Origin of the sequence: Sulfitobacter sp. 1A15106 (assembly GCF_043556995.1) — a bacterium.
GTDB classification, from domain to species: domain Bacteria; phylum Pseudomonadota; class Alphaproteobacteria; order Rhodobacterales; family Rhodobacteraceae; genus Sulfitobacter; species Sulfitobacter faviae.
Window position 1 is genome coordinate 247,106 of sequence record NZ_JBIFFM010000003.1, and the last position, 25,721, is coordinate 272,826.

Sequence of the window (25,721 nt, forward strand, 5' to 3'; positions counted from 1 at the left end):
CTGACATCATTCTCAGGGCGGGGCGAAATTCCCCACCGGCGGTAAGCGGTTTCCGCAAGCCCGCGAGCGGCCTTTTCGAAGGTGTCAGCAGATCTGGTGCGACTCCAGAGCCGACGGTCACAGTCCGGATGAAAGAGAATGCGAACAAGGACGGGGGCGAAGCCTCGGTCTTTGCGCGTGATCGCCTTGGGTGGACGTGTCTGAACCTAAAGGAGATCACCATGACACAAGAACGTTCCGCCCGTTTCGCCTTTGTGCGTGCAAGCTGGCATGCGGATATCGTCGACCGCGCCTATGACGGGTTTACCGAAGTTATTGACGCCGCGCAGGTGGACAGCTTTGCCGTTCCCGGTGCCTTTGAACTGCCGCTCATGGCGCAGCGTCTGGCCAAGACGGGCCGCTACGACGCCGTGATCTGCGCGGCCTTCGTGGTGGATGGCGGCATTTACCGGCATGACTTCGTAGCGCAGACGGTGATCGATGGGCTGATGCGCGTGGGGCTGGACTGCGACCTGCCGGTGCTGTCGGTCTCGCTCACGCCGCACCACTATCAGGAAACGGATCATCACAACGCGATCTACCGCGATCATTTCGTCACCAAGGGGCGCGAGGCTGCGCAGGCCGCCCTTGGCATGACCCAAGCGCTGGAGACGTTTTCTTCAAAAGAAAACGGCGCGGAAATTTCAAAAATTTCCGCCGCCTAGCCGAGATAGGCGCGCAGGGCCGGGGGCGGGTTGTCGAGCAATTCCGCCGCCGGTCCCGGCGCATGGGCGCGCCCGCCTTCGACAAAGATCACCTCATCCGCAATGCGGCGCACGTCATCGGGGGCATGGGTCACCATGATCAGCCCCGCGCCGGTCTCACGGGCGAGGTCTTGGACCAGATCCAGCATCTCGACCCGCAGCGCCGGGCCGAGCGCGGCGAAGGGTTCGTCCAACAGCACCCAAGGCCGCGCCTGCACCAGCACCCGCGCCAGCGCCACGCGGCTTTGCTGCCCGCCCGACAGCGCGCCCGGGCGTTTGGCGGCATGGGTGGCAAGCCCCACCCGCGCGAGGGCGGCATCGACCGCCTCCCGATCCGCTGCTTTCAGCCGCAAATCGGGGCGCAGGCCAAGGCCGACGTTCTGCCGCACGGTGAGATGCGGGAATAGGTTGTTGTCCTGAAACAGCATCGTCATGCCGCGCTGGCCGGGATGTTGATCCGTGATCTCCTCCCCCTCCCGCAGCAGCCGCCCCGCCGCCACGGGCACGAACCCACAGATTGCCGCCAGCAGCGTCGACTTGCCCGATCCCGAGGGGCCGATCACCGCGTAGTTGCGCCCCTGCGCCAGTGTCATATCGGCCGCGAGGGAGAACTCGCCCCGCTCAATGCGCATGTCTTCAAGCGTCAGCATGCCAGCGCCCCCATTTGTCGCAGATGAAAAACACCGCCAGCGCCAAGACCAACAAAAGCAGCGCTGCGCCCGCCGCGGCCTCCATCCGGTAGGCGCCCATGAGACGGTACATCTGCAAAGGCAGCGTCGCACGTTCCTGATCGGCGAAAAGCGCGATCACGCCGAGATCCCCCACCGAGAGCGCCCCCGTCAGCCCGGCAGCAAAGCCCAGTTGCGGGCGCAGACGCGGCAGGACCAGCAACCGCCACAGCGCCCAACCCGTCATGCCGAGGGTCTGGGTCAGGGGGCCATAATCCTGCAAGGTCTCGCGCAGGCGCGGCACCAGAATGCGCAGCACGAAAGGCAGCGCCATCAGCGCGTTGACCAAGGCGGTGACCGGCAAGCTCAGCCGTGCCGGGTCCAGCACAGGGTTGATCAAGATGAACCACCCCGTGCCAATCATCAGCGGAGAGGCCGCAAGCCCCATCAGGCCAATCGCCTCCACCCCGCCGCGTCGCCGGGTGGCGATCCAGCCTGCCATCGGCAGCGCCAGCAGGGCCAGCACCGCCACGCTCAACCCCGCCACCAGAATGCTATTCCCGGAGGCCTGCCAGACCGAGGCAGGCAGTTGCGCGACCCCCGCCAGCCCGCGCAGCACCACGGCCCCCAGCGGCAGCAGCAAGAACAGCGCGGCGAGCGCGATCACCAGCCCGTCCAACGCTCGCTGCACGCCGCCCCGCGCATCCCAGCGGCGCAGGGGGCGGTCCAACCCGCCCCCCAAGCTGATCGGCGGGATCAGCCAAAGCGCCGCCACCGCCGCAGCGCCAGCCAGAACAAGCTGCACCACGGACAGAAGCGCGGCGCGGCCCAGATCGAAGTCAAACCGAAAGGCCTGATAAATCGCCAATTCAATCGTCGTCGCCCGCGGCCCACCGCCCAGCGTCAGGGCCACGGCGAAACTGGTCAGGCAAATCACGAAAATCAGCGTCGCCACACCGGGCAGCACCTGCCGCAGCATCGGCCATTCCAGCGCCAAAAACAGCGCCCGCGGCGTCATCTGGAGCTGCCCCGCGAGCCGAAACCGCTCGGACGGGATGCTCTGCCAGCCTTGCAGCAAAAGCCGCGTCGCAAGCGGCAGGTTGAAGAAGACATGCGCCAAAACCACGCCGTGCAGCCCGTAGATCGACACCGGCGGCAGGCCAAGAGCCGCGCCAAACTGGTTCAGCACGCCCGAGCGGCCAAAGACGGTCAGCAGCCCCAGCACCGCCACGATCACCGGCAGAATGAAAGGCGCGCCCAGCAGCGTGATCAGCGCCCCGCGCCCCCAAAACCGCCGCCGCGCCAGCGCCCGCGCCACCGGCACGGCCAGCAGCACCGAAAGCACCGCCGACCAGACCGCCTGTGTCGCGGTAAAGCGCACCGCCGCCCAATCCGCCGGGCCGAGCCCTGCGCCCACATCGGCTGCCGCGAAGACGGCGACCAAAGCGGCAAGGATCAGCCCCGCGATCAGCGCGGCGGCGAAAAGCCCCGTCTTGCCGCTTAACGCGACAGCGCGGTCAGCCATTCGTCCAAAGCCTCCTCACGAAGCGCGGGGACCTCGCCGTTCGGTACCAACAGCGCCTTGCCGGGCTGGATCATGCCCTCGAACCCTGCGGGCAGACCGCCTTCGGGCGTCACGGCGGGATACATCCAGTTGGTCGTCGGCAGCACCGATTGCGCGGCATCAGAGACGAGGTATTGCAAGAACCGATCCGCCAGTTCCGGCTGATCCGACCCGGCAAGCTTCCCCGCCACTTCGATCTGCATGTAATGGCCCTCGTCGAACAGCGCCGCTGTCTTGCTGTCGTCTTCCTCGGCGATCAGGTGGTAGGCGGGGGAAGTCGTGTAGCTCAGCACCATGTCGGCCTCGCCTTCGAGGAACAGACCGTAAGCTTCGGACCAGCCTTTGGTGACCGTCACGACATTATCCGCCAGCCCTGCCCAAACCTCGGGCGCCTCATCGCCATAGGCCGCTTTGACCCACATCAGCAGCCCCAAACCGGGCGTCGAAGAGCGCGGGTCTTGGATCACGATTTTCAGATCGCTCTCGGCCAGCGCTTTGAAATCGCCGGGCGTATCCAGATCGGTGCCGTGGACAAAGGCGAAATAGCCCCAGTCATAGGGCACGAAGACTTCGTCTTCCCACGTGATCGGCAGGGCATACTCGGCCTGCAACCCGCTCGGCGCAAACAGATCGGTCTCTTTCGCGGCGGCGACAAGGCTGGAGTCCAGCCCCAGCACGATATCCGCGTCGGACCGTGCGCCTTCAAGCTTGAGCCGCGCCAAAAGGGCCGCACCGTCGCCCATGCCGACGAATTTCAGATCGCAGCCGCATTCGGCCTCGAACCCCTCTTCGATGGCCGGGCCCGGCCCCCATTCGGTGACGAAACTGTCATAGGTATAGACCGTCAGTTCAGGCGTCTCGGCCCATGCGGCCGATGCGCCCATGACGCCCGCAGCAAGTGTAAGATACTTCATCGCATCCTCCTTTTGCGGCGAAAGGTAAAAGGTGGATGTCTGTCCTGACCTTCCCTCCGCCGGTGTTAACCGGTTCAGGTTCAACGGGTCCGCACAACATGCACATCTCAGCCCAAAGGCCCCCCGAGGTAGCGTCAGGGGTAGATCGGACCTGCACAATTGGCAAGGCAAATCCCCTTGAGGCAGCGCGCTGCCCCCGCTAAGGGTTTGACAACAGGAGGTCCGCCCATGTCGATCAACAGCTTTGGCCATCTTTACCGGGTCACCACATGGGGCGAGAGCCACGGGCCCGCCCTTGGCGCCACGATCGATGGCTGCCCCCCAGGCGTGCCGATTGACGAGGGCATGATTCAACAGTGGCTCGACAAGCGCAAACCGGGCCAGAACAAATACACCACGCAGCGGCGCGAAGCGGACGCGGTGCGGATCCTGTCGGGCACCTTCGAAGGGGTCACCACAGGCACGCCAATCCAGCTGATGATCGAGAACACCGATCAACGCTCGAAAGACTACGGCGACATCAAGGACAAGTTCCGCCCCGGTCACGCCGACATCACCTATTTCCAGAAATACGGCATCCGCGACTATCGCGGGGGTGGCCGTTCCTCGGCCCGGGAGACCGCCGCGCGGGTGGCGGCGGGCGGTCTGGCGCGTGAGGCGATCAAGGCGCTGGCCCCGGAGCTTCAGATCACCGGCTACATGGTGCAAATGGGGCCGCATAAGATCGACCGCGAAGCGTTCGATTGGGACCAGATCGACCAAAACCCCTTTTGGGTGCCGGATGCCAAGGCAGCGGCGGACTGGGCCGACTACCTCGACGGGCTGCGCAAATCGGGCAGCAGCGTCGGCGCGATCATCGAGGTGACGGCGCGCGGCGTGCCTGCGGGTCTCGGCGCGCCGGTCTATGGCAAGCTCGACACCGATCTGGCCGCCGCGATGATGAGCATCAATGCCGTCAAGGGCGTGGAGATCGGTGAGGGCATGTCGGCGGCGATGCTGACCGGCGAATTGAATGCCGATGAGATCACCATGGGGCCCGATGGGCCGGAATATTCCTCGAACCACGCCGGCGGCATCTTGGGCGGGATCAGCACCGGGCAGGATGTGGTGCTGCGTTTCGCGGTGAAGCCGACCTCCAGCATCCTAACCACGCGCCGCACGATCACGAAACAGGGCGAAGAGACCGAGATCATCACCAAGGGCCGCCACGATCCCTGCGTCGGCATCCGCGCGGTGCCGGTGGGCGAGGCGATGATGGCCTGCGTGCTGCTGGATCACCTGCTGCTGCATCGCGGACAAATTGGCCAGAACCGCGGCATAATCGGCCCCGAGGCGTGAGGATCAAAGCATGAAAGTCGATGATTTCTCCGCCCGCCCCGCCCTTGGTGTCGGTCTGAAAATCACGGCAATCCTGCTTTTCACCTGCATGTCCGCGATCATCAAATCGCTGGCCGACGAGGTTCCCGCCGGGGAGTCGGTCTTTTTCCGGTCCTTCTTTGCCATTCCGGTGATCCTGATCTGGCTCGCGCAGCGCGGCAAATTGAAAAGCGGGCTAAAGACGCAAAACCCGATGGGCCATGTCTGGCGCGGGCTGTTCGGCACCACGGCGATGGGGCTGACCTTTACCGGCCTCGGCCTGCTGCCCCTGCCCGAGGTCACGGCCATCGGTTTTGCCACACCGATTTTCACGGTCATCCTCGCCGCCGTGTTGCTGGGCGAGAAAATCCGTCTGATCCGCGTGAGTGCTGTGGCGATTGGATTGGTGGGGGTGATGATCATCCTCTGGCCGCGTTTCACCAGCATCGGCACGATGGAGCAGACAGCCACCATCGGCGCGTTGCTGATCCTGATGGCGACAATGGTGCGCAGCCTCGTGCAAATCCACATTCGCCAATTGGTGCAGAACGAAGACACCGCCGCGATCGTCTTTTACTTCTCCTGCACCGCCTCCTTGCTGGCGCTCTGCACCCTGCCCTTCGGCTGGGTCATCCCCGATCTGCAAACCTTTGGCCTGCTGGTCCTCGCCGGGTTGATCGGCGGGGTGGCGCAAATCCTGATCACCTCGGCCTATCGCTTTGGCTCGGCCTCAATGCTGGCACCCTATGACTACACCTCAATGCTTTTCGCCATTTTGCTGGGCTATGTCTTCTTTGCCGAACTGCCCACGATGATGATGCTGGCGGGCGCGGCGCTGGTGATCAGCGCGGGCGCGCTGGTGATCTGGCGCGAGCGGCAGTTGGGGATGGAGCGCGGCAAGGCGCGGTCTGTCACCGATCCCAAAGCGTGATCGAATGCGGGCTTTCGCCCGGCCCGACCTCTCCCTATGGTGCCCCGAAACCGGATAGAGGAGATGACCGATGAGCGACGCGGATCCGAAAGATCACAAGAAAAAGATGCAGCAGCGTCAGGCCGAACAGCGCGCCAAGGTGGCCGAGTTGCAAGACCCCGAGAAGGGTCTGGTGCTGGTCCATACCGGCCCGGGCAAGGGCAAATCCTCTTCCGCCTTCGGCGTCGTGGTGCGTGCGCTTGGCTGGAAACAGCGCGTCGGCGTGGTGCAGTTCATCAAGGGCAAATGGAAAACCGGCGAGCGGCTGTTCTTTGAACGGCTGGACGAGGTGACATGGCACACGATGGGCGAAGGGTTCACTTGGGACACCCAAGACCGCAACCGCGACATCGCCGCCGCCGAAGCCGCATTTGGCAAGGCGCGCGAGATGATGGAGAGCGGCGACTATGACCTTGTGGTGATGGATGAGATCAACATCGCCATCCGCTATGAATACCTCAAGATCGAAGACGTGATCGCCGGGCTCGACGCGCGCGACAAGCGCACCGCCGTGGTGCTGACAGGCCGCGACGCCCGGCCCGAGCTTTGCGACTATGCCGATCTGGTGACCGAAATGTCCGAGGTCAAACACCCGTTCAAAGCGGGCATCAAAGCACAGCGCGGCGTCGACTACTGAAACGAAAAGGATCGCCCGCTTCCCGGCGATCCTCTCACTGTGCCATGCAGAGGGCGCTTAGATCGCCGCGCCCTTGGGGTCGAGCGTCACCGAGTAAAGCTCGGTATCGGCGCGGTCCATCAGGCGCACTTTCATCTGCTGGGTCTTGGCGTCGATATCGACCAAGCCAAAGAATTGCAGACCGGCGGAAGGCGGCAGGTTCACCTGACCTTCTTCGGGGGCTTTGACGTATTTCAACTCGGGGCCAAAGGTGCCGTCCAATTCGTTCGGGCCAAAGGTGCCTGCGTGCAGCGGGCCCGAGACGAACTCCCAGAACGGGTCAAAGTCCTGAAACTGCGCCTTGTCGGGGTTGTAGTAATGCGCGGCGGTGTAATGCACATCCGCCGTGAACCAGACCACGTTGTCGACCTGCGCGGTTTTGATGAAACGCAGCAGCCCCGCGATCTCTTGCTCGCGCCCCTTGGCGGCACCATTGTCGCCATTGGCAACCGCCTCGGCCCCGCCGCCGACGACCAGACCGATGGGCATGTCGCAGGCGATGACCTTCCATGTGGCCGCCGAATTGGTCAGCTCACGCTTGAGCCATGCCATCTGCTCGGCCCCGAGGATATCGGTGGCCTGCGACATCTCGGTCTGCATGTTCTCGCTGTTCGGCCCCCGGTAGCTGCGCAGGTCAAGGAAGAAGACATCCAGCATCGGACCGTAGTTGATCTTGCGGTAGACCCGGCCCGGCTCGGCAGGAGTGATGCGCAGCGGGGTCATCTCATGGAAGGCCTGCGAAGCGCGCGCGGCGAGGACATGGATCGACTTCTCGCTGTAGCGGTCGTCTTCCATCAGGCTGCGCGAGGAGGACCAGTTGTTCACGACCTCATGGTCGTCCCACTGCATGAAGGTCGGCACGTGGGCGTTCATCTCACGCACATGGTCGTCCATCAGGTTGTATTTCCACTGACCGCGGTATTCGTCCAGCGTCTCAGCCACCTTGCGCTTCTCGTCGATGATGGTGGTGTTCTTCCACATCGTGCCATCGTCAAGCTGCACCTCATCCTCAAGCGGGCCATCGGCATAGATGGTGTCACCGGAATGCAGGAAGAAGTCGGGGCGGTGTTTGGCCATGGTCGCATAGGTGCGCATGCCCTCATCGTCGATGCCCCAGCCCTGACCGGCAGTGTCACCGGACCAAGCAAAGCGCACGTCGCGGCGCGCGGTGGGCGCGGTGCGGAACTGGCCGATGATCGGCTCGGAGGTGGCGTTGATGTCGCTCAAGTCCGCAGCGGTGAAGCGGTAAAAGATATCCTGATCCGAGGGCAGCCCTTCGACCAGACGTTTCACCGCCAGATCATGGTTCGGCAACGCATTCATCGGCGCAAGCTGGCGCGCGTTGGCAAAGCTTTCGGTAGTGGAGATTTCGACCTGCACCCGTGCCGGGCGGTCGGTGCGGGTCCAGATCATGCCGGACTGCGTGTCGACATCGCCCGATTGCACCCCATGGGTAAACACCGGGCGCGAGGCTGCACGGCTGAGGCTGGGCATGGCAAGGCTTGCGGCAAAGGCGGTGGAGCCCGCCAGCACAGCGCGACGGGTCGGGCGGATCAGTTTGGTCATCGTGAGCTTCCTCTGAGGGTGGCGATGGCGGCACAGAACCCCCGATGCGTGACAGATGGCCGACAGCGGCGTGACTCTTTGGCAAAGCTTTGGTGACAGCGCGATAACGTGTTACCAAAATCCGTACCCTATTTTCATTCCGTAACATTTTGATTGAACCGAATCGCCCCGATGTGTAGATTACGGTGCAACAACAGGAGACCCCCATGCAGGCATTCATCTGCGACGCGCAGCGCACCCCCATTGGCCGTTACGGCGGCGCCCTCTCTTCGGTTCGCGCCGATGACTTGGCCGCCGTGCCGTTGAAGGCGCTGATGGAGCGGAACCCTTCCGTCGACTGGGCGCGGGTCGATGACGTGATCATGGGCTGCGCCAATCAGGCGGGCGAAGATAACCGCAACGTGGCACGCATGGCGTCGCTATTGGCCGGTCTGCCGGTCGATGTGCCGGGTGCCACAATCAACCGTCTCTGCGCCAGCGGGATGGACGCCGTCGGCGCCGCCGCCCGGGCGATCCGCGCGGGCGACATGGACCTTGCCATCGCCGGCGGCATCGAGAGCATGTCCCGCGCCCCCTTCGTGATGCCCAAGGCGGAAACAGCCTTTTCCCGCAACAACGCCGTCTATGACACCACCATCGGCTGGCGCTTCGTGAACCCGAAGATGAAAGCCCAGTTCGGCGTGGATTCCATGCCCGAGACCGCCGACAACGTCGCCGCCGATTATGACGTGTCGCGTGAAGATCAGGACGCCTTCGCCGCACGCAGCCAGGAACGCTATGCCGCCGCCGCCGAGAAAGGCGTCTTCGCCGAGGAAATCGCCCCGGTCACCATCCCGCAGCGCAAGGGCGATGACGTGGTCGTCGACAGCGACGAACACCCCCGCCCCGGCACCACGCTGGAAAAACTGGGCAAGCTGCGCGGCATCAACGGCGCCGATCTGACCGTCACCGCCGGCAATGCCTCGGGCGTGAACGACGGTGCCGCGGCAATGCTGCTAGCCTCTGAGACCGGCGTGAAGGACCACGGCCTTGCCCCCATCGCCCGCGTCGTCGCCATGTCCGCGGCGGGCGTCGAGCCGCGGGTTATGGGCATCGGCCCGATCCCGGCGGTGCGCAAGGTGCTGGACCGCGCGGGCCTCACGATCGAGCAGATGGACGTGATCGAGCTTAACGAAGCCTTCGCGAGCCAAGGCCTCGCCACGCTGCGCGCGCTTGGCGTGCGGGACGATGCGCCCCATGTAAATGCCAACGGCGGCGCCATCGCAATCGGCCACCCCCTTGGCATGTCCGGCGCACGTCTGGTGATGACGGCGGCGCTGCAGCTCAAGCGGACGGGCGGCAAATATGCGCTATGTACCATGTGTGTGGGCGTGGGTCAGGGCGTTGCCCTGATCCTCGAAAACGCAGGCTGACACTTCTTTCCTCGAAAGGAACGGACCGATGTATGCACAGATGATCAAATCCACTGGCAAGGGCGTCAAATCCCTCGACGAGATGGACCCCGACGAGCGCGCCTTTCAGGAACGCATCGACGCGGGCGGCAAGATCGAGCCCAAGGACTGGATGCCCGACGGCTATCGCAAGAACCTGATCCGCCAGATCGGACAGCATGCGCATTCCGAGATCGTGGGCCAGTTGCCGGAAGGCAACTGGATCACCCGCGCGCCGACGTTGGAGCGCAAGGCGATCCTTCTGGCCAAGGTGCAGGACGAGGCCGGCCACGGTCTCTACCTCTACTGCGCGGCGGAAACGCTGGGCGTGACCCGCGACCAGATGACCCGCGACCTCCTTTCCGGGAAGATGAAGTATTCCTCGATCTTCAACTATCCCACGCTGACATGGGCCGACATGGGCGCCGTGGGCTGGCTCGTCGATGGTGCCGCGATCATGAATCAGGTGCCGCTGCAGCGCACCTCCTACGGGCCCTACGCCCGTGCCATGGTCCGCATCTGCAAGGAAGAAAGCTTCCACCAGCGCCAAGGCTTCGACATCATGATGAAGATGGCCAATGGCACGCCCGCCCAGCGCAAGATGGCGCAGGACGCGCTCAACCGCTTCTGGTTCCCGGCGCTGATGATGTTCGGCCCCTCGGATAAGGATTCGGTCCATTCCGCGCAGTCAATGGCGTGGAAGATTAAGATGAACACCAATGACGAGCTGCGCCAAAAGTTCGTCGACGAGACGGTGCCGCAGGCCGAATACCTCGGCCTCACGATCCCCGACGAGACGCTGAAGTTCAACGAAGAGACCGGCCACTACGATTTTGCCGAACCGGACTGGGAAGAGTTCTTCCAGGTGCTCAAGGGCAACGGCCCCTGCAACACCGAACGGCTGGCGGCGCGCAACAAGGCTTGGGACGAGGGCCGCTGGGTGCGCGAGGGGCTTCTGGCCCACGCCGAGAAGAAGCGCAGCAGACAAATGGCAGCGGAGTAAGCGACATGAGCAGCCCTGAATCCAGCGAATACAAAGGCACCGAAGCCGCCCCCCACGGCGACGCACGGCCCACCGAATGGCCCCTATGGGAAATCTTCATCCGCGGCCAGCACGGGCTGAGCCACCGCCATGTCGGCAGCCTGCATGCGGCGGATGCGGAAATGGCGATCAAGAACGCCCGCGACGTCTATACCCGCCGCAACGAGGGCGTGAGCATCTGGGCGGTCGAAGCCAGCGCCATCGCCGCCTCCTCGCCCGAGGAGAAGGGCGCGCTCTATGAGCCGGCGAACGACAAGGTCTACCGCCACCCGACCTTCTACGACATTCCCGACGAAGTGGGGGCGATGTGAGCACCGATCCCAAGTTCGAATTCCTCTGCCGCATGGGTGACAACGCGCTGGTGCTCGGGCACCGCGTCTCGGAATGGTGCGGCGTGGCGCCGGTGCTGGAAGAGGACATCGCGCTGGCGAACGTAGCGCTCGACCTGATTGGCCAGACCCAGCTTTGGCTGGGACTCGCGGGCGAGGTCGAGGGCGCAGGCCGCGACGCCGACAAGCTCGCCTTTCACCGCGATGTCTGGGACTTTCGCAATGTCCTGCTGGTGGAACAGCCCAACGGCGATTTCGGCCAGACCATGATGCGGCAGTTTCTGTTCGACGCATGGCATCTGGCGCAGCTGACCGCGCTGATCGATTCCAGCGACAAAGAGATCGCCGCCATCGCCGAGAAATCCGCGAAAGAGGTAACCTATCACCTCGAGCGGTCCTCGGACACGGTGATCGGCCTTGGTGACGGGACCGAGGAAAGCCACCGCCGGATGCAGGCGGCGCTCGACCTGCTTTGGCCCTATGTGGGCGAAATGTTCATTGGCGATGATGTCGACGCCGCCATGGCCGAAGCTGGCATCGCCCCCGATCCGGCGAGCATGCGCAAAAGCTATGACCAACTGGTCGGCGACACGCTGGCGGCGGCGACCCTCAGTAAGCCCGAGGATGACTTTGCCCATAGGGGCGGGAAGAGCGGCGCGCGGCACAGCGAACATCTGGGCCATATGCTGACCCAGATGCAGTGGCTGCAACGCGCCTACCCGGACGCCACATGGTGAAACCCGCCCCCCACAGCCGGCCCGCCCCCGCGCCGGTGCCGGGGGTGGTGCGCGAGACCGCCCCGCGCGGCCCCGCCCGCGGCGAGAAGCCGTCGGTGGAGACGGTCTGGGCGTGGCTCTCCGCGATCCCGGACCCCGAGATCCCGGCGATTTCGCTCACCGATCTGGGCATCATCCGCGATGTGGCATGGGACGGCGACACGCTGGTCGTCACCATTACGCCGACCTATTCGGGCTGCCCGGCCACCAGCATCATCAACCTCGACATCGAGACGGCGCTGCACGGCCACGGGATCGAGAAGCTGGAGCTGAAGCGCCAGCTCTCCCCGCCCTGGACCACCGAGTGGATGAGTGACACCGGCCGCGCCAAGCTCGAAGCCTACGGCATCGCGCCGCCGCGCCCCGCCGGCGGGCCGCAGCACTGCCCGCACTGCCAATCGAAAGCGGTGGAGCGGATCAGCCAGTTCGGCTCGACCCCCTGCAAGGCGCAATGGCGGTGCTTGGACTGCCTTGAACCCTTTGACTATTTCAAATGTATCTGAGGCCCCGATGAGCCAGTTCCACCCCCTCACCGTCACCGACATCCACCACACCATCCGCGATGCCGTGGTGCTGACGCTGAAGCCGGAAGACCCCGACGCCTTCGCCTTCACACAAGGCCAGTACCTGACCTTCAAACAGGATTTCGACGGCACCGAGCTGCGCCGCAACTACTCGATCTGCGCAGGGCTGGATGACGGCGAGTTAAAGGTCGGGATCAAGCGCGTCGACGGCGGGGCCTTTTCGACCTATGCCAATACCGAGCTTAAGGTCGGCGACGTGCTGCACGCCATGCCGCCGCAGGGCAAGTTCTTCACCCCGATCGAACCGGAGGTCGCCAAGAACTACCTCGGCTTCGCGGGCGGCTCGGGCATCACCCCGGTGCTGTCGATCCTGAAAACGGTGCTGAAACGCGAGCCGAAGTCCACCTTCACGCTGGTCTATGCCAACCGCGCGGTGAACACGATCATGTTCCGCGAGGAACTCGAAGACCTGAAAAACCGCTACATGGGCCGCCTGACGGTGATCCATATCCTCGAATCCGGGCAGGACATGGAGCTTTTCGAGGGCCGGGTCGATCAGGACAAATGCAACGCGCTGTTCAAGCATTGGATTCAGATCGACAACATCGACACCTCCTTCATCTGCGGGCCGGAGCCGATGATGCTGGCCATCGCTGAGGCGCTGAAGACGAATGGGCTGACCGACGAGCAGATCAAGTTCGAACTCTTCAGCGAAAGCCAGCAGGGCCGTCTGGCTAAACAGGAAATGGCCAAGCGCAGCGAGGGCCAGAAGGGCACCGAGATCACCGTCATCATCGACGGCGCGCGGCGCAGCTTCACCATGCAGAAGGGGCAGTCGGTCCTCGAAGCGGCGCTCGAGAACGGACAGGAGGCGCCGTTCTCCTGCAAGGCCGGGGTCTGCTCGACCTGCATGGGCAAGGTGCTGGAAGGCGAGGTCGAGATGATCTCGAACCACGCGCTGGAGGATTACGAGGTCGAACGCGGCTACGTGCTGACCTGCCAGTCCTACCCGCTGAGCGACAAACTCACCATCGACTACGACACCCACTGAAGGAGCCGACATGCGCGATATTCACAGTTACGCCGCCGGCGAATGGCTGGCCCCCGGGGCCGGCGCTCGCAACATCGCCAGCGCCATTACCGGCGAGGTGATCGCGCAGGCCGGCAACGATGCGCTCGACGCGGGCGCCATGCTGGGCTTCGCCCGCGAACACGGCGGCCCTGCCCTGCGCGCCATGACCTTCCACGACCGCGCGCGCATGCTCAAGGCGCTGGCGCTGCATTTGATGGAGCACAAACAGGCGCTTTATGATCTGAGCTATGACACCGGCGCCACGCTCTCGGACCACAAGATCGACGTCGATGGCGGCATCGGCACCATGCTGGTCTTCGCTTCCAAGGGCCGGCGCGAGATGCCGGACGCCCATGTCTACCTCGACGGCGCGCCCGAGCAACTGGGCCGCGAGGGGCAGTTCATGGGCCGCCACATCTGCACCCCGCTGCAGGGCGTCGCGGTGCATATCAACGCCTTCAACTTCCCGGTCTGGGGCATGTTGGAGAAGCTAGCACCAACGCTGCTGGCCGGCGTGCCGGCGATTGTGAAGCCGGCCACCGCCACCTGCTACGTGACCGAGCATTGCGTGCGGCTGATGCTGGACAGCGGGCTGCTGCCGAAGGGTGCTTTGCAATTCGTGAGCGGCGGCTTGGGCGACATGCTCGATCTGCTCGGCTGTCAGGATGCCGTGGCCTTCACTGGCTCCGCCGACACCGCGCTGAAGCTGCGCGGCAACCCGCGGCTCATGGAAAACTCGGTGCGCTTCACCTCCGAGCAGGACAGCCTGAATGCTTCCGTCCTCGGCCCCGATGCCGTGCCGGGGACGCCCGAATTCGACCTTTTCGTGAAGGAAGTGCAGCGCGAGATGACGGCCAAGGCGGGGCAGAAATGCACCGCCATCCGCCGCATCATGGTGCCGCAGGCGCAGATCGACGCGGTCATCTCAGCCCTGTCCGAGCGCTTCGCCAAGACCACCATTGGCGATCCGCGGGCCGAGGACACGCGCATGGGCGCGCTGGTCTCGGGCAGCCAGAAACGCGACGTGTTGGAGAAGGTCGGGCTGCTGAGCGCCGAGGCGGAGCGCGTTTTCGGCGACCCCGACAACTTCACCGTGAAGGGTGCCGACCGCGACAAGGGCGCCTTTCTGCCGCCGATGCTGTTCCACTGCGCCGATCCCGATGCCGCCGAGCGCGTGCATGACACCGAGGCTTTCGGCCCGGTTTCCACCCTCATGCCCTACCGCGATCTCGCCCATGCGAGCGCGCTTCTGAACCGCGGCCAAGGCTCGCTCGTTGCCTCCATCATCACCAACGATGGTGAAGTCGCGCGCGAGTTGACCATGGGCTCTGCAGCCTTTCACGGGCGGCTCTACTTCAACAACCGCAAGTCGATGGCCGAGGCCACGGGCCACGGCTCGCCGCTGCCGCATATGGTGCATGGCGGGCCGGGTCGCGCAGGCGGCGGCGAAGAACTGGGCGGCGTGCGCGGCGTGATGCATTACATGCAGCGCACCGCGGTGCAGGGCAGCCCCGACATCCTTACCGCCATCGGCAAGCAATGGGTGCCGGGTGCCGAGGAGATCACCGACCGCGCGCACCCTTTCACCCGCCGCTTCACCGAGCTCGATCTGGGCGAGACTTTCCATTCGCCCAGCCGCGAGGTCACGCTCGAGGATATCGAGACCTTCGCCCATTTCACCGGCGATACCTTCTATGCCCACATGGATGACGAGGCCGCCGCCGCGAACCCCTTCTTCCCGGGGCGCGTGGCGCATGGCTACCTCCTGCTCAGCTTTGCCGCAGGGCTTTTCGTGCAGCCCGACCCCGGTCCGGTGCTGGCCAACACCGGCCTCGACAACCTGCGCTTCCTTGAACCGGTCTCGGCGGGCGACAGCATCAAGGTGCGGCTTTCGGTCAAGCACAAGACGCCGCGCAACGAGGGATACGGCGAGGTGCGCTGGCATGTGACCCTCACCAACCAGCGTGAGGAGGCGGTCGCCGAATACGACCTGCTGACGATGAATGCCGTCTGACCACGCCCCCTCGGTCGTCGCGGCACTCGCTGGCCTTGGCGGTCAGCGGGTTTGGTCGCTGATGGTCAGCCTCTTCGGCGATCTGGCACAGGGACAGGGTAATGCAATCGACGGGCCGGTGCTGTCGCAGATCATGGCCGCGCTCGACGTGCGGCCCGAGGCGAGCCGCGTGGCGCTGCACCGGCTGCGCAATGACGGCTGGCTACAATCGGTCAAGGCCGGGCGCATCAGCCAGCACAGCCTGACCGCCCAAGGCCGCGCGGAAAGCGCTGCCGCCAGTCCGCGCATCTACGCCGCGCCCCCAGACCTGTCGGAACCTTGGCAGATGGTCGTGACCGAGGAGAACGCGCGCGAGACCGACAGCGCCTTGCGAGAGGCGGGGTTCATCGCCGCCCTGCCCCGCGCCTATGTCGGGCGGGCCGTGAGCGCGGCCCCCACGGGATCCCTTGCCCTGCCCGGCACGCCACCGCCCGAGTGGCTGCGCCGCGCAGTGGAACCCGCCGAGCTTGAGGCTGACTATGACGCACTCTTGGCCGCGCTCACGGCCTTGGATGCCGAGCTTCCCGCGCCAGAGCAACTCACCCCCTTGGACGTCGCGGTCTTGCGCTGCCTGATCGTGCACAATTGGCGGCGATTGGTGCTAAAGCATCCTGCTCTGCCCGGCGGGCTGATCCGCCCCGATTGGCCCGGCTACCGCTGCCATCTGCTGGTCGACCGCCTTCTGCGCCGCTACCCGCGCCCCGCACTGCAGGATCTGGCCACCGCCTGACGCGGCGCAAAGCCCTGCTTTCCCATGCCGGACAAGCAGGATATAGACGTGCTCATGACAAATTTCCTCTATCAGAACGACCTGCCGAATGACCTCGACCTTGGGCCGATGGTCGCGATTGATTGCGAAACGATGGGGCTGCATCCGCATCGCGACCGGCTCTGTGTCGTGCAGCTTTCGGGCGGTGATGGTCACGCGCATCTGGTGCAGGTTGCCAAGGGCCAGACCGAGGCGCCGAACCTTTCTGCACTACTGGAAAACCCCCATGTGCTGAAGCTGTTCCACTATGGCCGCTTCGACATTGCCGCGATGCTCAACGCCTTCGGCGCCACTGCGGCGCCGGTCTATTGCACCAAGATCGCCAGCCGTCTGGTGCGCACCTATACCGACCGGCACGGGCTGGCGAAGCTTTGCCAAGAACTTCTGAGCGTCGATATCTCGAAACAGCAGCAATCCAGCGATTGGGGGGCCGAAGAGCTGACCCAAGCGCAGATCGACTATGCCGCCTCTGACGTGCTTTACCTGCACCGGCTGCGCGATGAACTTAACAAACGCCTGATACGCGAAGGCCGGATGGACATGGCGCAGGCCTGTTTCGATTTCCTGCCCATGCGCGCCCGGCTGGATCTGGAGGGATGGCCGGATACGGACATCTTCGCACACGCATGAACACACCTTTCCTCGACACCGCCCGCCGGGTGATCCGCTGCGAAGCCGACGCGCTGACACTGCTGGCCGACAGCCTTGATGACCGCTTTCGCGCCGCGGTTGACCTGATGCGCACCTGCAAGGGCCGCGTGATCGTCACCGGCATCGGCAAATCGGGCCATATCGGCAATAAGATCGCGGCGACGCTGGCCTCCACCGGCACGCCCGCGCAATTCGTCCACCCGGCCGAAGCGAGCCACGGCGATCTAGGCATGATCACCGCCGCCGATGTGGTGCTGGCAATCTCCAACTCCGGCGAAGCGCCCGAGCTTGCGAACCTCATCGCCTATTCGCGCCGCTACGAGATCCCGCTTATTGGCCTCACCAGCCGCCCCGAAAGCAGCCTTGGCCGCCATAGCGACGTGGTGCTTGAACTGCCCCGCACGGCAGAGGCCTGCGGCACCGGCGTGGTGCCCACCACCTCGACCACGCTGACGCTGGCGATGGGCGATGCCGTGGCCGTGGCGTTGATGGAAAACCGCGCCTTCACCGCCGAGCATTTCCGCGACTTCCACCCCGGCGGTAAGCTGGGCGCAAGGCTGAGCCGCGTGGCCGATCTGATGCATGTGGGCGATAAGCTGCCGCTGGTCACCGCCGACGCCCCGATGCCCGAGGCGCTGAGCGAGATCAGCCGCAAGGGCTTTGGCGTGGTCTGCGTCACCGATGCGACAGGCGCGCTGGCCGGGATCATCACCATGGGTGACCTTGCGCGGCATCTGGATGGGCTGATGACCATGACCGCACGCGATGTCATGACCCCCGCGCCCGTGACCATCACCCCCGACGAATTGGCCGAAAAGGCCGTGGGCGTGATGAACAGCCGCAAAATCACCTGTCTTATCGTGACCGACCCCGCGCAGAACGACGGCAAATCGCCGATCGGGCTGCTGCATATCCACGACTGCCTACGCGTCGGGCTGGGGTGACGCAGGATGAAGGGGGATCGCCACTCTCGTGTCGTGTCGTGGCTGAAAGTGCTCTTTCCGCTGATCGCGCTGGCGCTGCTATCGACCCTGTTCCTGCTGTCGCGGGCGATTGAACCGCAGGCCGTGATCCCTTTCGCGGATAAAGAGGTTCAGGAACGGCTGCGCGACCAACAGATCACCGGCCCCTTCTATTCCGGCACCACCGCGGATGGCGATCTGATCTCTTTCTCTGCCGAAAAGCTGACCACTCCCGGCGGGGAGACGGGCACAAATGAGGCCGAAGAGATCGAGGCGACGCTGGACCTAGAAGGCGGCTCCAAAATCACGCTGCACTCCAACAGCGGGCGGTTCGACACTGGGGCTGAGGAGGCGGAACTGGCGGGCAATGTGCGGGTTAGCACCTCAACCGGCTACGAAATCCTGTCCGAGCGGATGATCTCGAACCTCACCACGCTGGACCTGCAATCGCCCGGCCCGGTGCGCGCCACCAGCCCCGCAGGCGAGATCACCGCCGGAAGCATGGCCATCACCAACCGGCAGAACAGCGCCGGATCGCAATTGCTTTTCACAAAGGGCGTGAAACTGATATACACGCCGCAAGCAACGAAAGAGTAACTGCCTTGAGACATTTGTTTATTTTGATGCTGCCGCTGTTTTTCGCGCTGCAGGCCGCCCCTGTCTCTGCACAATCTGCCAACGTCGCCTTCGGCGCGCTTGAGCAAGACACCAGTCAACCCGTCGAAGTGACCGCCGACAACCTGTCGGTCGACAATGCCACCGGCACCGCCGTCTTCACGGGCAATGTCATGATTTCTCAGGGTGAAATGACCCTTTCCGCCGGTAAGGTCGAGGTCGTCTATCGCGCCTCGGATCAGGGCATCGCCAAGCTGGCGGCCACCGGCGGCGTGGTCTTGGTCGCGGGTGAGGACGCCGCTGAATCGCAGCGCGCCGATTACGACATCGACGCCGGCACCTTGGTGATGCGCGGCGATGTGCTGATGACCCAAGGCCCCAGTGCCCTGAGCGCGCAGGAAATGACGGTGAACCTGAACGACGGCACGGCGCAGATGTCGGGTGGCGTGAAGACCATTTTGCAGCCCGGCAGCGACAACTGATGCCGCCCGAGCTGAAAGTCGCCGGGGGCGATTCCGGCCTGCGCATTCAACATCTGCGCAAGTCTTACCGCAAGAAAGCGGTGATCCGCGACTTTTCGATGGCGCTTGACCGGGGGGAGGTCGTGGCGCTTTTGGGGCCGAACGGCTCAGGCAAGACGACGACATTCTACGCGGTGGCCGGTCTGGTCACGCCCGAGGGCGGGCGCGTCACGGTGGACGGCAAAGACGTGACCACCCTGCCGATGTACCGCCGCGCGCAGCTTGGCATCGGCTATCTGCCGCAGGAGATGAGCATTTTTCGCGGGCTGTCGGTGCAAGACAACATCAGCGCAATCCTCGATATCCGGGTCAAACACCGCCACCAGCGCCGCGAGCGGCTGGAAGAGTTGCTGACCGAATTTTCCATCGAACACCTGCGCCGCGCACCTGCCCTGGCGCTATCGGGCGGGGAACGACGCCGGGTGGAAATCGCCCGCTGTCTGGCCGCCAACCCGAACTATCTGCTGCTTGATGAACCCTTTGCCGGGGTCGATCCGATCTCGGTCGGGGACATCCGGCAACTGGTTGCCGACCTCAAGAAACGCGGCATCGGGGTGCTGATCACCGACCACAACGTGCGCGAAACCCTAGAGATCGTGGACCGCGCCTATATTCTGCATGAGGGCAAAGTTCTGATGTCCGGAACGCCCGAAGAAGTTGTGCAAAACGAGAATGTCCGCCGCGTCTACCTTGGCGATAATTTCCGTATTTCCTAAGACTTAGCGCGTTTTTCCGGGCCTGCCAGCCCTCGGCGAAGCCTTGCTCGCATGATGCGGAAAACCGCTCTGATTGTAGCGATAAAAGGATGGCGCGCGCATCGGCGCCATTGACTTTCAAACCGAAACGCGGCCTCATTGAGCTATGGTGACATCGCGTTCCTGTTTGATCCTGCATCGCCCTTCCCGCGAAGGAACGGTCAAAATCATCCTGGTCGCAGCGCCATTCCTCCATATCTGAAAGTTGTCGCGCTCCACGCACGTGGACCGTTTGGCAATGTTCGGAACAAGAAAGACAAGGAGACGATATGCGGTATCAGATCAGTGGCAAACAGATCGACATTGGCGACGCGCTTCGGACACATGTCCGGACCGAACTGGACGAGGCGGTCAGCAAATATGCCGAACGCCCGACAGATGCGATGGTGGTGTTTTCCAAAACGGGCCACGAATTTGCCTGCGAGGCGACCGTGCATCTTTCCACCGGTCTTAATGCGTCGGCCAAGGCCAAGGCGACAGAGATCTATGCCGCCTTCGACAGCTGCTGCGAAAAGATGGAGAAACAGCTGCGCCGCTATAAGCGCCGCCTGAAGGACCATCACAAAGAACGCGCCGAACCGGTTGAACTTCTGGGGGCGTCCTCCTATATCCTCGCGTCAGACAGCGATTCAGATGCGCAGGAACCTGATACCCTCCAACCCATGATCATTGCAGAGATGCAGACGAAGGTGCCAACTTTGTCTGTCGGCGAAGCGGTGATGCAGATGGAATTGTCGGGCGATCCGGTGCTATTGTTTCGCAAGGAAGGCCAGGAAGGGATGAATGTCGTGTACCGCCGCGAAGACGGCAACATCGGCTGGATCGACCCTTCGTAACCCACGGCGGTAACTTCCGCCACAGAGCAGGGCGAGCGGAATGGATTTCGGCAAACTCCTCAAGCCAGAGGCCGTGAAGGTTTTGACTTCGGCTTCGAGCAAGAAGCGTCTGATGCAGGATATCGGCGAACTCGCCCAGCAAGCCTATGGGCTGCCGGCCGGCCAAGTGGTGGACGCGCTGATGACGCGCGAAACCCTCGGGCCGACCGGTGTCGGCCATGGCGTTGCCCTGCCCCACGCGCGGATGGACGGGATCGACAAGGTCGTCGGTGCCTTCGTGCTACTGGACAAGCCGATTGATTTCTCCTCGGTCGACCGCCAGCCGGTCGACGTGGCCTTTGCCCTCTTCGCCCCCGAAGATGCGGGGGTGGAGCATCTCAAAGCGCTGGCACTGGTGGCCCGCACGCTGCGCGACACCAGCATTTGCACCAAGCTGCGGTCAAACCCAGACCCGGCCACGCTTTACACCATCCTGACCGAAGACAAGGCCGATAAGGCCGCCTGATCTTGGGCCGCCTTACCTTGCGCTAGACGGCGACCGGTTCCGGCTCCGGCGGGGTCGGCTCGGCGCGTTTCGCTTTCTTCTCTCCCAACATCAGCATCGCCGGTGTCACCACCAGCGTCAGCACGGTAGCGACCACCAGACCGCCCGCGATGGCCGAGCTCAGCTCGGTCCACCATTGGGTGGAAGGCGCGCCATAGACGATCTCGCGCGTGAAGAAGTTGATGTTGAGGCCAATCACCATGGGCATCAGGCCAAGCGCCGTGGTGACCGAGGTCAGCACCACGGGCCGCAAACGCTGCGCCCCGGTGCGCAGTGCAGCCTCTAGCGGCGACAGCCCCAGTTTCTTAAGGTCGTTATAGGTATCAATCAGAACGATATTGTTGTTCACCACGATCCCTGCCAGCGCGATGACCCCGATGCCGCCCATGACCACCCCGAAGGGCCGTCCGGTAATCAGCAGGCCAAAGAGCACCCCGGCGATCGAAAAGACGATGGCCGACATGACGACGAAGGCTTGGTAAAAGCTGTTGAATTGGATCACGAGGATCACGAACATCAGGAAAATCGCGGTGATGAAGGCGCCGACGAGGAAGATCATCGATTCCTGCTGGTCCTCCGCCTCCCCGGCGAAGGAGGCTTCTACACCCGGCGGTAGGTCCATCGCGTCAATCGCGCTGCGCAGCGCGACGGTCTGGTCGTTCACCAAAACGCCCGGTGCGACGTTGGCCTCGATCGTCACCACCCGCTCTTGATCCACCCGCGTGATCGTGCCGGTCCGCGGACTCGGCTCGAAAGTCACGAAGTTCGAGATCGGCACCAGCCCTGCGGAGGTCGGCACGCGCAGCGATTGCAACTCTTCCAGCGTGCGCTCATCGGAGGGGAAGCGCACGTTGATGTCGATGGAGCCTTCGGCATCGTCAGGCCGGTAATCTGCGACCGTGATGCCCCGTGTCAGTAGTTGCACCGCCTGCCCCAGGGTCGAGATATCGGCCCCGAACCGCGCGGCTTCGGACCTGTTCACGGCGATGCGCCATTCCACCCCCGGCAGGGGGCGCGAGTCGGTCACATCGGTGAATCCGCCGATATCGGCCATCTTCTCGCGAATCTGATCCACCACCTGCTGCTGCACCTGCAGGTCATGCGCCTCGATCCGCAGATTGACGGGTTTGCCCGCTGAGGGGCCGTTCGAGGCGGTCTGCACCTGCACGTCGATCCCCGGAATGGCCGCCATCTCGGTCCGGATTTCCTCGCCAATGATGGCGGCGGGGCGGCGTTCGTCCCACTCGGTGAACTCAACCTGAATGGTGCCGATCAGATCGGCACTGTCGCGGTTGCTGCTGCCGGTGCGGGCATAGACGCTGGCGATCTCGTCATAGGCAAAGAGGCGCTGTTCGACCTGCCGCACCAGCGCGTCTTGTTCGTAGATCGAGAAATTGTCCCGCGCACGCACCTGCACCTGCGCAAAATCAGGCTCTACATCGGGAAAAAAGGTGATCCCATTGCCGAATTCCGCATAGGCCGTAAAGCCGCCCATCAGCATGGAAATGGCAAGGATCAGGGTCATCCACGGGCGCAGGATGGCGAATTGCAGCAGTTTGACATAGCCGCCGGTAAAGCCCTTCAGGTCACGCGGGTCGCCCTGTTCGGCAGCATAGAGCGTCGCCTTATCCTTGGCAGATTGCGGGGGCCGCTTGCCGATGATCCCGCCGACGACGGGGATAAAGACCAGCGCCATGAAAAGTGATGCGGTCAGGGTCAGGATCACCGTGATGGGCAGGAACTTCATGAACTCCCCCACCGTGCCGGTCCAGAACAGCAGCGGGAAGAACACGCTGAGCGTCGTCGCCGTGGAGGCGATGATCGGCCATGCCATGCGCTTGGCGGCATGGGCATAGGCGGCGCGGGGCGAATGCCCCTCTTGCAGACGGCGGTCGGCCAGTTCGGTGGTCACGATGGCCCCGTCCACCAGCATACCCACCACAAGGATCAGCGAGAAGAGCACCACAAGGTTCATCGTATAGCCCATGACCCAAAGCGCCGTGACCCCAGCCAAGAAGGCCCCCGGAATGGCCAAGCCCACCAGCAGGGCCGAGCGGACGCCCAAGGCCCAGACAATCACGATCATCACAAGGATCACCGCCGCAATAACATTGGCCTCAAGATCGCTGAGCATGTCTTGGACCTGCTCGGATTCGTCTTGGGTGTATTTGACGGTGATGCTGTCGGGCCATTCCGCGCGCATCTCGTCAATCAATTCGCGCACCGCCGCGACCGTCTCGATAATATTCGCGCCCGAGCGTTTCTTGATCTCAAGCGCCAGCGCGGGCTGGCCGTCGATCCGGGCGAAGCCAGTCGGGTCTTTGAAGGTTCGGCGGATCGTGGCGACATCGGCAAAGGTCACCACCGTATCGCCGCGCACCTTAATCGGCAGCGACATGACGTCTTCGACATTCTCGATCAGCCCCGGCACCTTGAGCACCAGCCGCCCCGCGCCGCTTTCAATCGCCCCCGCCGCGATCAGGCGGTTGTTGCGGTTGATCTGGCTGATCAGCTCTTCGAAAGAGATGTTATAGGTCTCAAAGACCGTGGGGGCGATCAACACCTCCAAAAGCTCGGTCCGCTCCCCCCCGACATCGACTTCAAGCACGCCGGACAGCCCTTCGATCGCGTCCTTCAACTCTTCGGAAATGGAGTTGAGCGTCCGTTCCGGCACCGGGCCGGAGAGGATCGCGGTCAGGATCGGGAAGAGCGCCGTGTTGATCTCGGTCACGACCGGGTCGGTGGCGTCTTCGGGCAGGTCCGACTTGGCACGGTCCACGCCCTCGCGCACCTTGTCGAGTGCCTCATCTGAATCAAACCCCGGCTCGAACTCCAATTGCACCGAGGCATGGCCCTCGGCCCCGTTCGAGGTGATCTGTTTCAACCCGGTGATGGCGCTGAGTTCGGTCTCAAGCGGCTCAACGAGCAGCCGCTCGCTGTCCTCGGGCGAGATGCCCTCGAGGGAGGTCGAGACATAGAGCGTCGGGATCGGTATTTCGGGCGAGCTTTCCTTGGGGATGCCGACATAGGCATAGGCCCCGACCGCCAAGATCATCACCAAGCTCAGGATCACCACGCGGGCGCGGCTGAAAGCGGCGTCGATCAGCGTGTTCATTCCACTTGCTCCGGCTGGGCGGCTTCGGCGCTGCCGGTGATCTGGCTGTCGCCGCTTGGCTGGTCTTCCAACTCGTCAATCTCGGGCACACCCGTCATGGGCTGCGCTTCCCCTTCGTTGTCGCCACCGGTTTCGGGCTGCGGGTTGACCGTTTCCCCGTCGTTGACGAAGCCCTGCCCGATGGTGATGATTTTGGCCTCATCCGGCAGGCCCGCGATCCAGATGCCATCGGTCTGGGCGCGCACGATGGCGATCTTGTTAAAGACAACTTTGTCCTCATCGTTCACCGTTTTGACGCCCAAGGTGCCATTGGTGTCCAACGACAAGATCGCCGGAGAGACGAAATGCGCGCGGGTTTCGCCCGTGGGGATGCGCACGCGGGCCGAAATGCCCGCGGGGATCGCCCCATCGGTGTTATCGACCCTGACTTCGGCGGTAAAGGTCCGGGTTTCGGCGCTCGCACTGCTTGAGACGAATTGCACCTTGCCCTGCGCCTCTGTCCCGGTGATGAAGACAACCTCGGCGTTTTGCCCCTCTTTGATGTCTTTAAGCGACTGCTGGGGCACCTGCACTTGGATCGTCAGCGGCGTGTTGTCGACCAGACGCGCGATTTCCTCACCGGTCGACACGAACTCTCCCGCTGAGATATCGAGCATCTCTAACCGGCCGGGAAAGGGGGCGCGGATTTCGGTGTTGTTCAGCGCCTCTTCGGCGGCGGTGACCGACGCTTGAGCGGCGGCCAAGGTCGCGCGCGCTTGGCTCACACGGTCCACGGTCGAGACGCCCCTGTCCAGTAGGGCTTGGGCGTTGTCGTATTCGCGCTGTGCGCGGCTCAATTCCTCACGCGCGCGGGCCAGATCGGAATCGCGCGCCGTGGTGCTGAGCCGCGCGATCAGCGCGCCCGCTCCGACCACATCGCCCTTGGCGACCAGCACCTCGGCAATTTCACCACCCGCTTCGGCGCGGACCATCGTATCGCGGTCCGGCAGGGCCTGCCCTTCGGCCACGAAGACCTGCGTCACGCTGTCCGCCTGAGAGCCGCGCACGGCCACTGTCACCGCTTCGGGAGCAATGGGCGCAGGCGCGGCTTCTTCGGTCTCTTCGGAGGGGATAATATAGCCGCTGCCCATCCAAAGAGCGATCAACAGCGCGATCCCACCGGCGATGAACTTCGACCGTTTCGAACCGGCATCGCTGTCGAATGAAAGCGTCTGGCGCTCTTGAGATGTGTCACTCATTGATCGAACTCCATCACCGCGGCCCTGTGATC

The 25,721-nt window shown here is 63.8% G+C and carries 25 protein-coding genes and 2 riboswitches; of the genes, 19 read left to right on the forward strand and 6 right to left on the reverse strand.

The genetic code is table 11. From position 1 onward, the window contains the following. Nucleotides 1-4: 4 nt before the first annotated feature. A riboswitch (FMN riboswitch) is annotated at nt 5-144 on the forward strand. A 77-nt stretch (nt 145-221) separates the two neighbouring features. Further along, nucleotides 222-704, forward strand: a complete 483-nt coding sequence (locus tag ACGYKA_RS06155) for a 6,7-dimethyl-8-ribityllumazine synthase (protein ID WP_271688720.1) — start codon at nt 222-224, stop codon at nt 702-704. On the opposite strand, the gene ACGYKA_RS06160 is transcribed toward ACGYKA_RS06155, so the two are convergent. Genes ACGYKA_RS06160 through thiB form a run of 3 tightly spaced genes read right to left on the reverse strand, consistent with a single transcriptional unit; the run spans nt 701 to nt 3,889 of the window. Beyond that, entirely contained in the window at nt 701-1,393 is a 693-nt protein-coding gene (locus ACGYKA_RS06160; protein WP_271688719.1) for an ATP-binding cassette domain-containing protein, read from the reverse strand. The two genes, ACGYKA_RS06155 and ACGYKA_RS06160, sit on opposite strands and share 4 nt — an antisense overlap. Further along, entirely contained in the window at nt 1,380-2,936 is a 1,557-nt protein-coding gene (locus ACGYKA_RS06165; RefSeq protein WP_394408227.1) for a thiamine/thiamine pyrophosphate ABC transporter permease ThiP, read from the reverse strand. The genes ACGYKA_RS06160 and ACGYKA_RS06165 overlap by 14 nt, the downstream gene beginning before the upstream one ends. After that, nucleotides 2,912-3,889, reverse strand: coding sequence for a thiamine ABC transporter substrate binding subunit (gene thiB, locus ACGYKA_RS06170; protein WP_394408224.1), 978 nt, complete (start codon nt 3,887-3,889; stop codon nt 2,912-2,914). The genes ACGYKA_RS06165 and thiB overlap by 25 nt, the downstream gene beginning before the upstream one ends. A gap of 34 nt (nt 3,890-3,923) precedes the next feature. Next, a riboswitch (TPP riboswitch) is annotated at nt 3,924-4,025 on the reverse strand. A 92-nt stretch (nt 4,026-4,117) separates the two neighbouring features. Between thiB and aroC the strand changes: the two genes are divergently transcribed. The 3 genes from aroC to cobO all read left to right on the forward strand — a co-directional run bounded on the left by aroC (nt 4,118) and on the right by cobO (nt 6,852). Next, nucleotides 4,118-5,227, forward strand: a complete 1,110-nt coding sequence (aroC, locus tag ACGYKA_RS06175) for a chorismate synthase (RefSeq protein ID WP_394408221.1) — start codon at nt 4,118-4,120, stop codon at nt 5,225-5,227. A 10-nt stretch (nt 5,228-5,237) separates the two neighbouring features. Further along, on the forward strand, nt 5,238-6,176 hold the full coding sequence (locus ACGYKA_RS06180) for a DMT family transporter (RefSeq protein ID WP_067265788.1): 939 nt from the start codon (nt 5,238-5,240) through the stop codon (nt 6,174-6,176). Between the two features lie 70 nt (nt 6,177-6,246). Next, nucleotides 6,247-6,852 carry a cob(I)yrinic acid a,c-diamide adenosyltransferase gene (gene cobO, locus ACGYKA_RS06185; RefSeq protein ID WP_394408218.1) on the forward strand — a complete coding sequence of 202 codons (606 nt, stop codon included), beginning with the start codon at nt 6,247-6,249 and terminating at the stop codon, nt 6,850-6,852. Nucleotides 6,853-6,909: 57 nt separating this feature from the next. Here the strand turns inward: cobO and ACGYKA_RS06190 are convergent, their stop codons facing one another. Then, nucleotides 6,910-8,457, reverse strand: coding sequence for an alkaline phosphatase (locus tag ACGYKA_RS06190; protein ID WP_209219578.1), 1,548 nt, complete (start codon nt 8,455-8,457; stop codon nt 6,910-6,912). Between the two features lie 206 nt (nt 8,458-8,663). Between ACGYKA_RS06190 and pcaF the strand changes: the two genes are divergently transcribed. From pcaF to ACGYKA_RS06265, 15 genes are all read left to right on the forward strand, one after another. After that, the gene (gene pcaF / locus ACGYKA_RS06195; protein WP_394408215.1) at nt 8,664-9,869 is read left to right on the forward strand and encodes a 3-oxoadipyl-CoA thiolase; all 1,206 of its coding nucleotides are present in this window, start codon (nt 8,664-8,666) and stop codon (nt 9,867-9,869) included. 28 nt (nt 9,870-9,897) lie between these two features. Then, nucleotides 9,898-10,890 (forward strand): 1,2-phenylacetyl-CoA epoxidase subunit PaaA, encoded by a 993-nt coding sequence (gene paaA / locus ACGYKA_RS06200; RefSeq protein WP_271688712.1) that lies wholly within the window; start codon nt 9,898-9,900, stop codon nt 10,888-10,890. A gap of 5 nt (nt 10,891-10,895) precedes the next feature. Continuing rightward, nucleotides 10,896-11,240: a 1,2-phenylacetyl-CoA epoxidase subunit PaaB gene (gene paaB / locus ACGYKA_RS06205; protein WP_231886377.1), complete on the forward strand. Its 345-nt coding sequence runs from the start codon at nt 10,896-10,898 to the stop codon at nt 11,238-11,240. A gap of 32 nt (nt 11,241-11,272) precedes the next feature. After that, nucleotides 11,273-11,995, forward strand: coding sequence for a 1,2-phenylacetyl-CoA epoxidase subunit PaaC (paaC, locus tag ACGYKA_RS06210; RefSeq protein WP_394408789.1), 723 nt, complete (start codon nt 11,273-11,275; stop codon nt 11,993-11,995). Further along, on the forward strand, nt 11,989-12,537 hold the full coding sequence (gene paaD / locus ACGYKA_RS06215) for a 1,2-phenylacetyl-CoA epoxidase subunit PaaD (RefSeq protein ID WP_394408212.1): 549 nt from the start codon (nt 11,989-11,991) through the stop codon (nt 12,535-12,537). Before paaC ends, paaD begins: the two co-directional genes overlap by 7 nt. Nucleotides 12,538-12,544: 7 nt before the next feature. Continuing rightward, the gene (locus tag ACGYKA_RS06220; protein ID WP_394408209.1) at nt 12,545-13,609 is read left to right on the forward strand and encodes a 2Fe-2S iron-sulfur cluster-binding protein; all 1,065 of its coding nucleotides are present in this window, start codon (nt 12,545-12,547) and stop codon (nt 13,607-13,609) included. 10 nt (nt 13,610-13,619) lie between these two features. Further along, nucleotides 13,620-15,644: a phenylacetic acid degradation bifunctional protein PaaZ gene (gene paaZ / locus ACGYKA_RS06225; protein ID WP_394408206.1), complete on the forward strand. Its 2,025-nt coding sequence runs from the start codon at nt 13,620-13,622 to the stop codon at nt 15,642-15,644. Further along, entirely contained in the window at nt 15,634-16,413 is a 780-nt protein-coding gene (locus ACGYKA_RS06230) for a PaaX family transcriptional regulator C-terminal domain-containing protein (protein ID WP_394408203.1), read from the forward strand. Before paaZ ends, ACGYKA_RS06230 begins: the two co-directional genes overlap by 11 nt. A gap of 54 nt (nt 16,414-16,467) precedes the next feature. Continuing rightward, complete coding sequence (locus ACGYKA_RS06235) at nt 16,468-17,082, forward strand: ribonuclease D (RefSeq protein WP_394408200.1); 615 nt, start codon at nt 16,468-16,470, stop codon at nt 17,080-17,082. Then, nucleotides 17,079-18,047: an SIS domain-containing protein gene (locus ACGYKA_RS06240; protein ID WP_394408197.1), complete on the forward strand. Its 969-nt coding sequence runs from the start codon at nt 17,079-17,081 to the stop codon at nt 18,045-18,047. The genes ACGYKA_RS06235 and ACGYKA_RS06240 overlap by 4 nt, the downstream gene beginning before the upstream one ends. Before the next feature lie 6 nt (nt 18,048-18,053). Further along, nucleotides 18,054-18,662, forward strand: a complete 609-nt coding sequence (gene lptC / locus ACGYKA_RS06245; protein WP_394408194.1) for an LPS export ABC transporter periplasmic protein LptC — start codon at nt 18,054-18,056, stop codon at nt 18,660-18,662. A gap of 5 nt (nt 18,663-18,667) precedes the next feature. Beyond that, a complete protein-coding gene (lptA, locus tag ACGYKA_RS06250) occupies nt 18,668-19,162 on the forward strand; it encodes a lipopolysaccharide transport periplasmic protein LptA (RefSeq protein ID WP_394408191.1) in 495 nt (164 codons plus the stop codon). Next, entirely contained in the window at nt 19,159-19,917 is a 759-nt protein-coding gene (gene lptB / locus ACGYKA_RS06255; RefSeq protein ID WP_136720275.1) for an LPS export ABC transporter ATP-binding protein, read from the forward strand. Before lptA ends, lptB begins: the two co-directional genes overlap by 4 nt. A 308-nt stretch (nt 19,918-20,225) precedes the next feature. Continuing rightward, nucleotides 20,226-20,792, forward strand: coding sequence for a ribosome hibernation-promoting factor, HPF/YfiA family (gene hpf / locus ACGYKA_RS06260; RefSeq protein ID WP_067267651.1), 567 nt, complete (start codon nt 20,226-20,228; stop codon nt 20,790-20,792). 40 nt (nt 20,793-20,832) lie between these two features. After that, the gene (locus ACGYKA_RS06265) at nt 20,833-21,297 is read left to right on the forward strand and encodes a PTS sugar transporter subunit IIA (RefSeq protein WP_067630567.1); all 465 of its coding nucleotides are present in this window, start codon (nt 20,833-20,835) and stop codon (nt 21,295-21,297) included. 22 nt (nt 21,298-21,319) lie between these two features. Here the strand turns inward: ACGYKA_RS06265 and ACGYKA_RS06270 are convergent, their stop codons facing one another. Together ACGYKA_RS06270 and ACGYKA_RS06275 are read right to left on the reverse strand one after the other, a co-directional pair. Beyond that, complete coding sequence (locus ACGYKA_RS06270) at nt 21,320-24,451, reverse strand: efflux RND transporter permease subunit (protein ID WP_394408188.1); 3,132 nt, start codon at nt 24,449-24,451, stop codon at nt 21,320-21,322. After that, entirely contained in the window at nt 24,448-25,689 is a 1,242-nt protein-coding gene (locus ACGYKA_RS06275; protein WP_394408186.1) for an efflux RND transporter periplasmic adaptor subunit, read from the reverse strand. The genes ACGYKA_RS06270 and ACGYKA_RS06275 overlap by 4 nt, the downstream gene beginning before the upstream one ends. Between the last annotated feature and the right edge of the window lie 32 nt (nt 25,690-25,721).

Bases quoted from the DNA above. Each gene is read 5' to 3' on its own strand.
- ACGYKA_RS06155 (WP_271688720.1), top strand. From the start codon at position 222: ATGACACAAGAACGTTCCGCCCGTTTCGCCTTTGTGCGTGCAAGCTGG.
- ACGYKA_RS06160 (WP_271688719.1), bottom strand. From the start codon at position 1,393: ATGCTGACGCTTGAAGACATGCGCATTGAGCGGGGCGAGTTCTCCCTC.
- ACGYKA_RS06165 (WP_394408227.1), bottom strand. From the start codon at position 2,936: ATGGCTGACCGCGCTGTCGCGTTAAGCGGCAAGACGGGGCTTTTCGCC.
- thiB (WP_394408224.1), bottom strand. From the start codon at position 3,889: ATGAAGTATCTTACACTTGCTGCGGGCGTCATGGGCGCATCGGCCGCA.
- aroC (WP_394408221.1), top strand. From the start codon at position 4,118: ATGTCGATCAACAGCTTTGGCCATCTTTACCGGGTCACCACATGGGGC.
- ACGYKA_RS06180 (WP_067265788.1), top strand. From the start codon at position 5,238: ATGAAAGTCGATGATTTCTCCGCCCGCCCCGCCCTTGGTGTCGGTCTG.
- cobO (WP_394408218.1), top strand. From the start codon at position 6,247: ATGAGCGACGCGGATCCGAAAGATCACAAGAAAAAGATGCAGCAGCGT.
- ACGYKA_RS06190 (WP_209219578.1), bottom strand. From the start codon at position 8,457: ATGACCAAACTGATCCGCCCGACCCGTCGCGCTGTGCTGGCGGGCTCC.
- pcaF (WP_394408215.1), top strand. From the start codon at position 8,664: ATGCAGGCATTCATCTGCGACGCGCAGCGCACCCCCATTGGCCGTTAC.
- paaA (WP_271688712.1), top strand. From the start codon at position 9,898: ATGTATGCACAGATGATCAAATCCACTGGCAAGGGCGTCAAATCCCTC.
- paaB (WP_231886377.1), top strand. From the start codon at position 10,896: ATGAGCAGCCCTGAATCCAGCGAATACAAAGGCACCGAAGCCGCCCCC.
- paaC (WP_394408789.1), top strand. From the start codon at position 11,273: ATGGGTGACAACGCGCTGGTGCTCGGGCACCGCGTCTCGGAATGGTGC.
- paaD (WP_394408212.1), top strand. From the start codon at position 11,989: ATGGTGAAACCCGCCCCCCACAGCCGGCCCGCCCCCGCGCCGGTGCCG.
- ACGYKA_RS06220 (WP_394408209.1), top strand. From the start codon at position 12,545: ATGAGCCAGTTCCACCCCCTCACCGTCACCGACATCCACCACACCATC.
- paaZ (WP_394408206.1), top strand. From the start codon at position 13,620: ATGCGCGATATTCACAGTTACGCCGCCGGCGAATGGCTGGCCCCCGGG.
- ACGYKA_RS06230 (WP_394408203.1), top strand. From the start codon at position 15,634: ATGCCGTCTGACCACGCCCCCTCGGTCGTCGCGGCACTCGCTGGCCTT.
- ACGYKA_RS06235 (WP_394408200.1), top strand. From the start codon at position 16,468: ATGACAAATTTCCTCTATCAGAACGACCTGCCGAATGACCTCGACCTT.
- ACGYKA_RS06240 (WP_394408197.1), top strand. From the start codon at position 17,079: ATGAACACACCTTTCCTCGACACCGCCCGCCGGGTGATCCGCTGCGAA.
- lptC (WP_394408194.1), top strand. From the start codon at position 18,054: ATGAAGGGGGATCGCCACTCTCGTGTCGTGTCGTGGCTGAAAGTGCTC.
- hpf (WP_067267651.1), top strand. From the start codon at position 20,226: ATGCGGTATCAGATCAGTGGCAAACAGATCGACATTGGCGACGCGCTT.
- ACGYKA_RS06265 (WP_067630567.1), top strand. From the start codon at position 20,833: ATGGATTTCGGCAAACTCCTCAAGCCAGAGGCCGTGAAGGTTTTGACT.
- ACGYKA_RS06270 (WP_394408188.1), bottom strand. From the start codon at position 24,451: ATGAACACGCTGATCGACGCCGCTTTCAGCCGCGCCCGCGTGGTGATC.
- ACGYKA_RS06275 (WP_394408186.1), bottom strand. From the start codon at position 25,689: ATGAGTGACACATCTCAAGAGCGCCAGACGCTTTCATTCGACAGCGAT.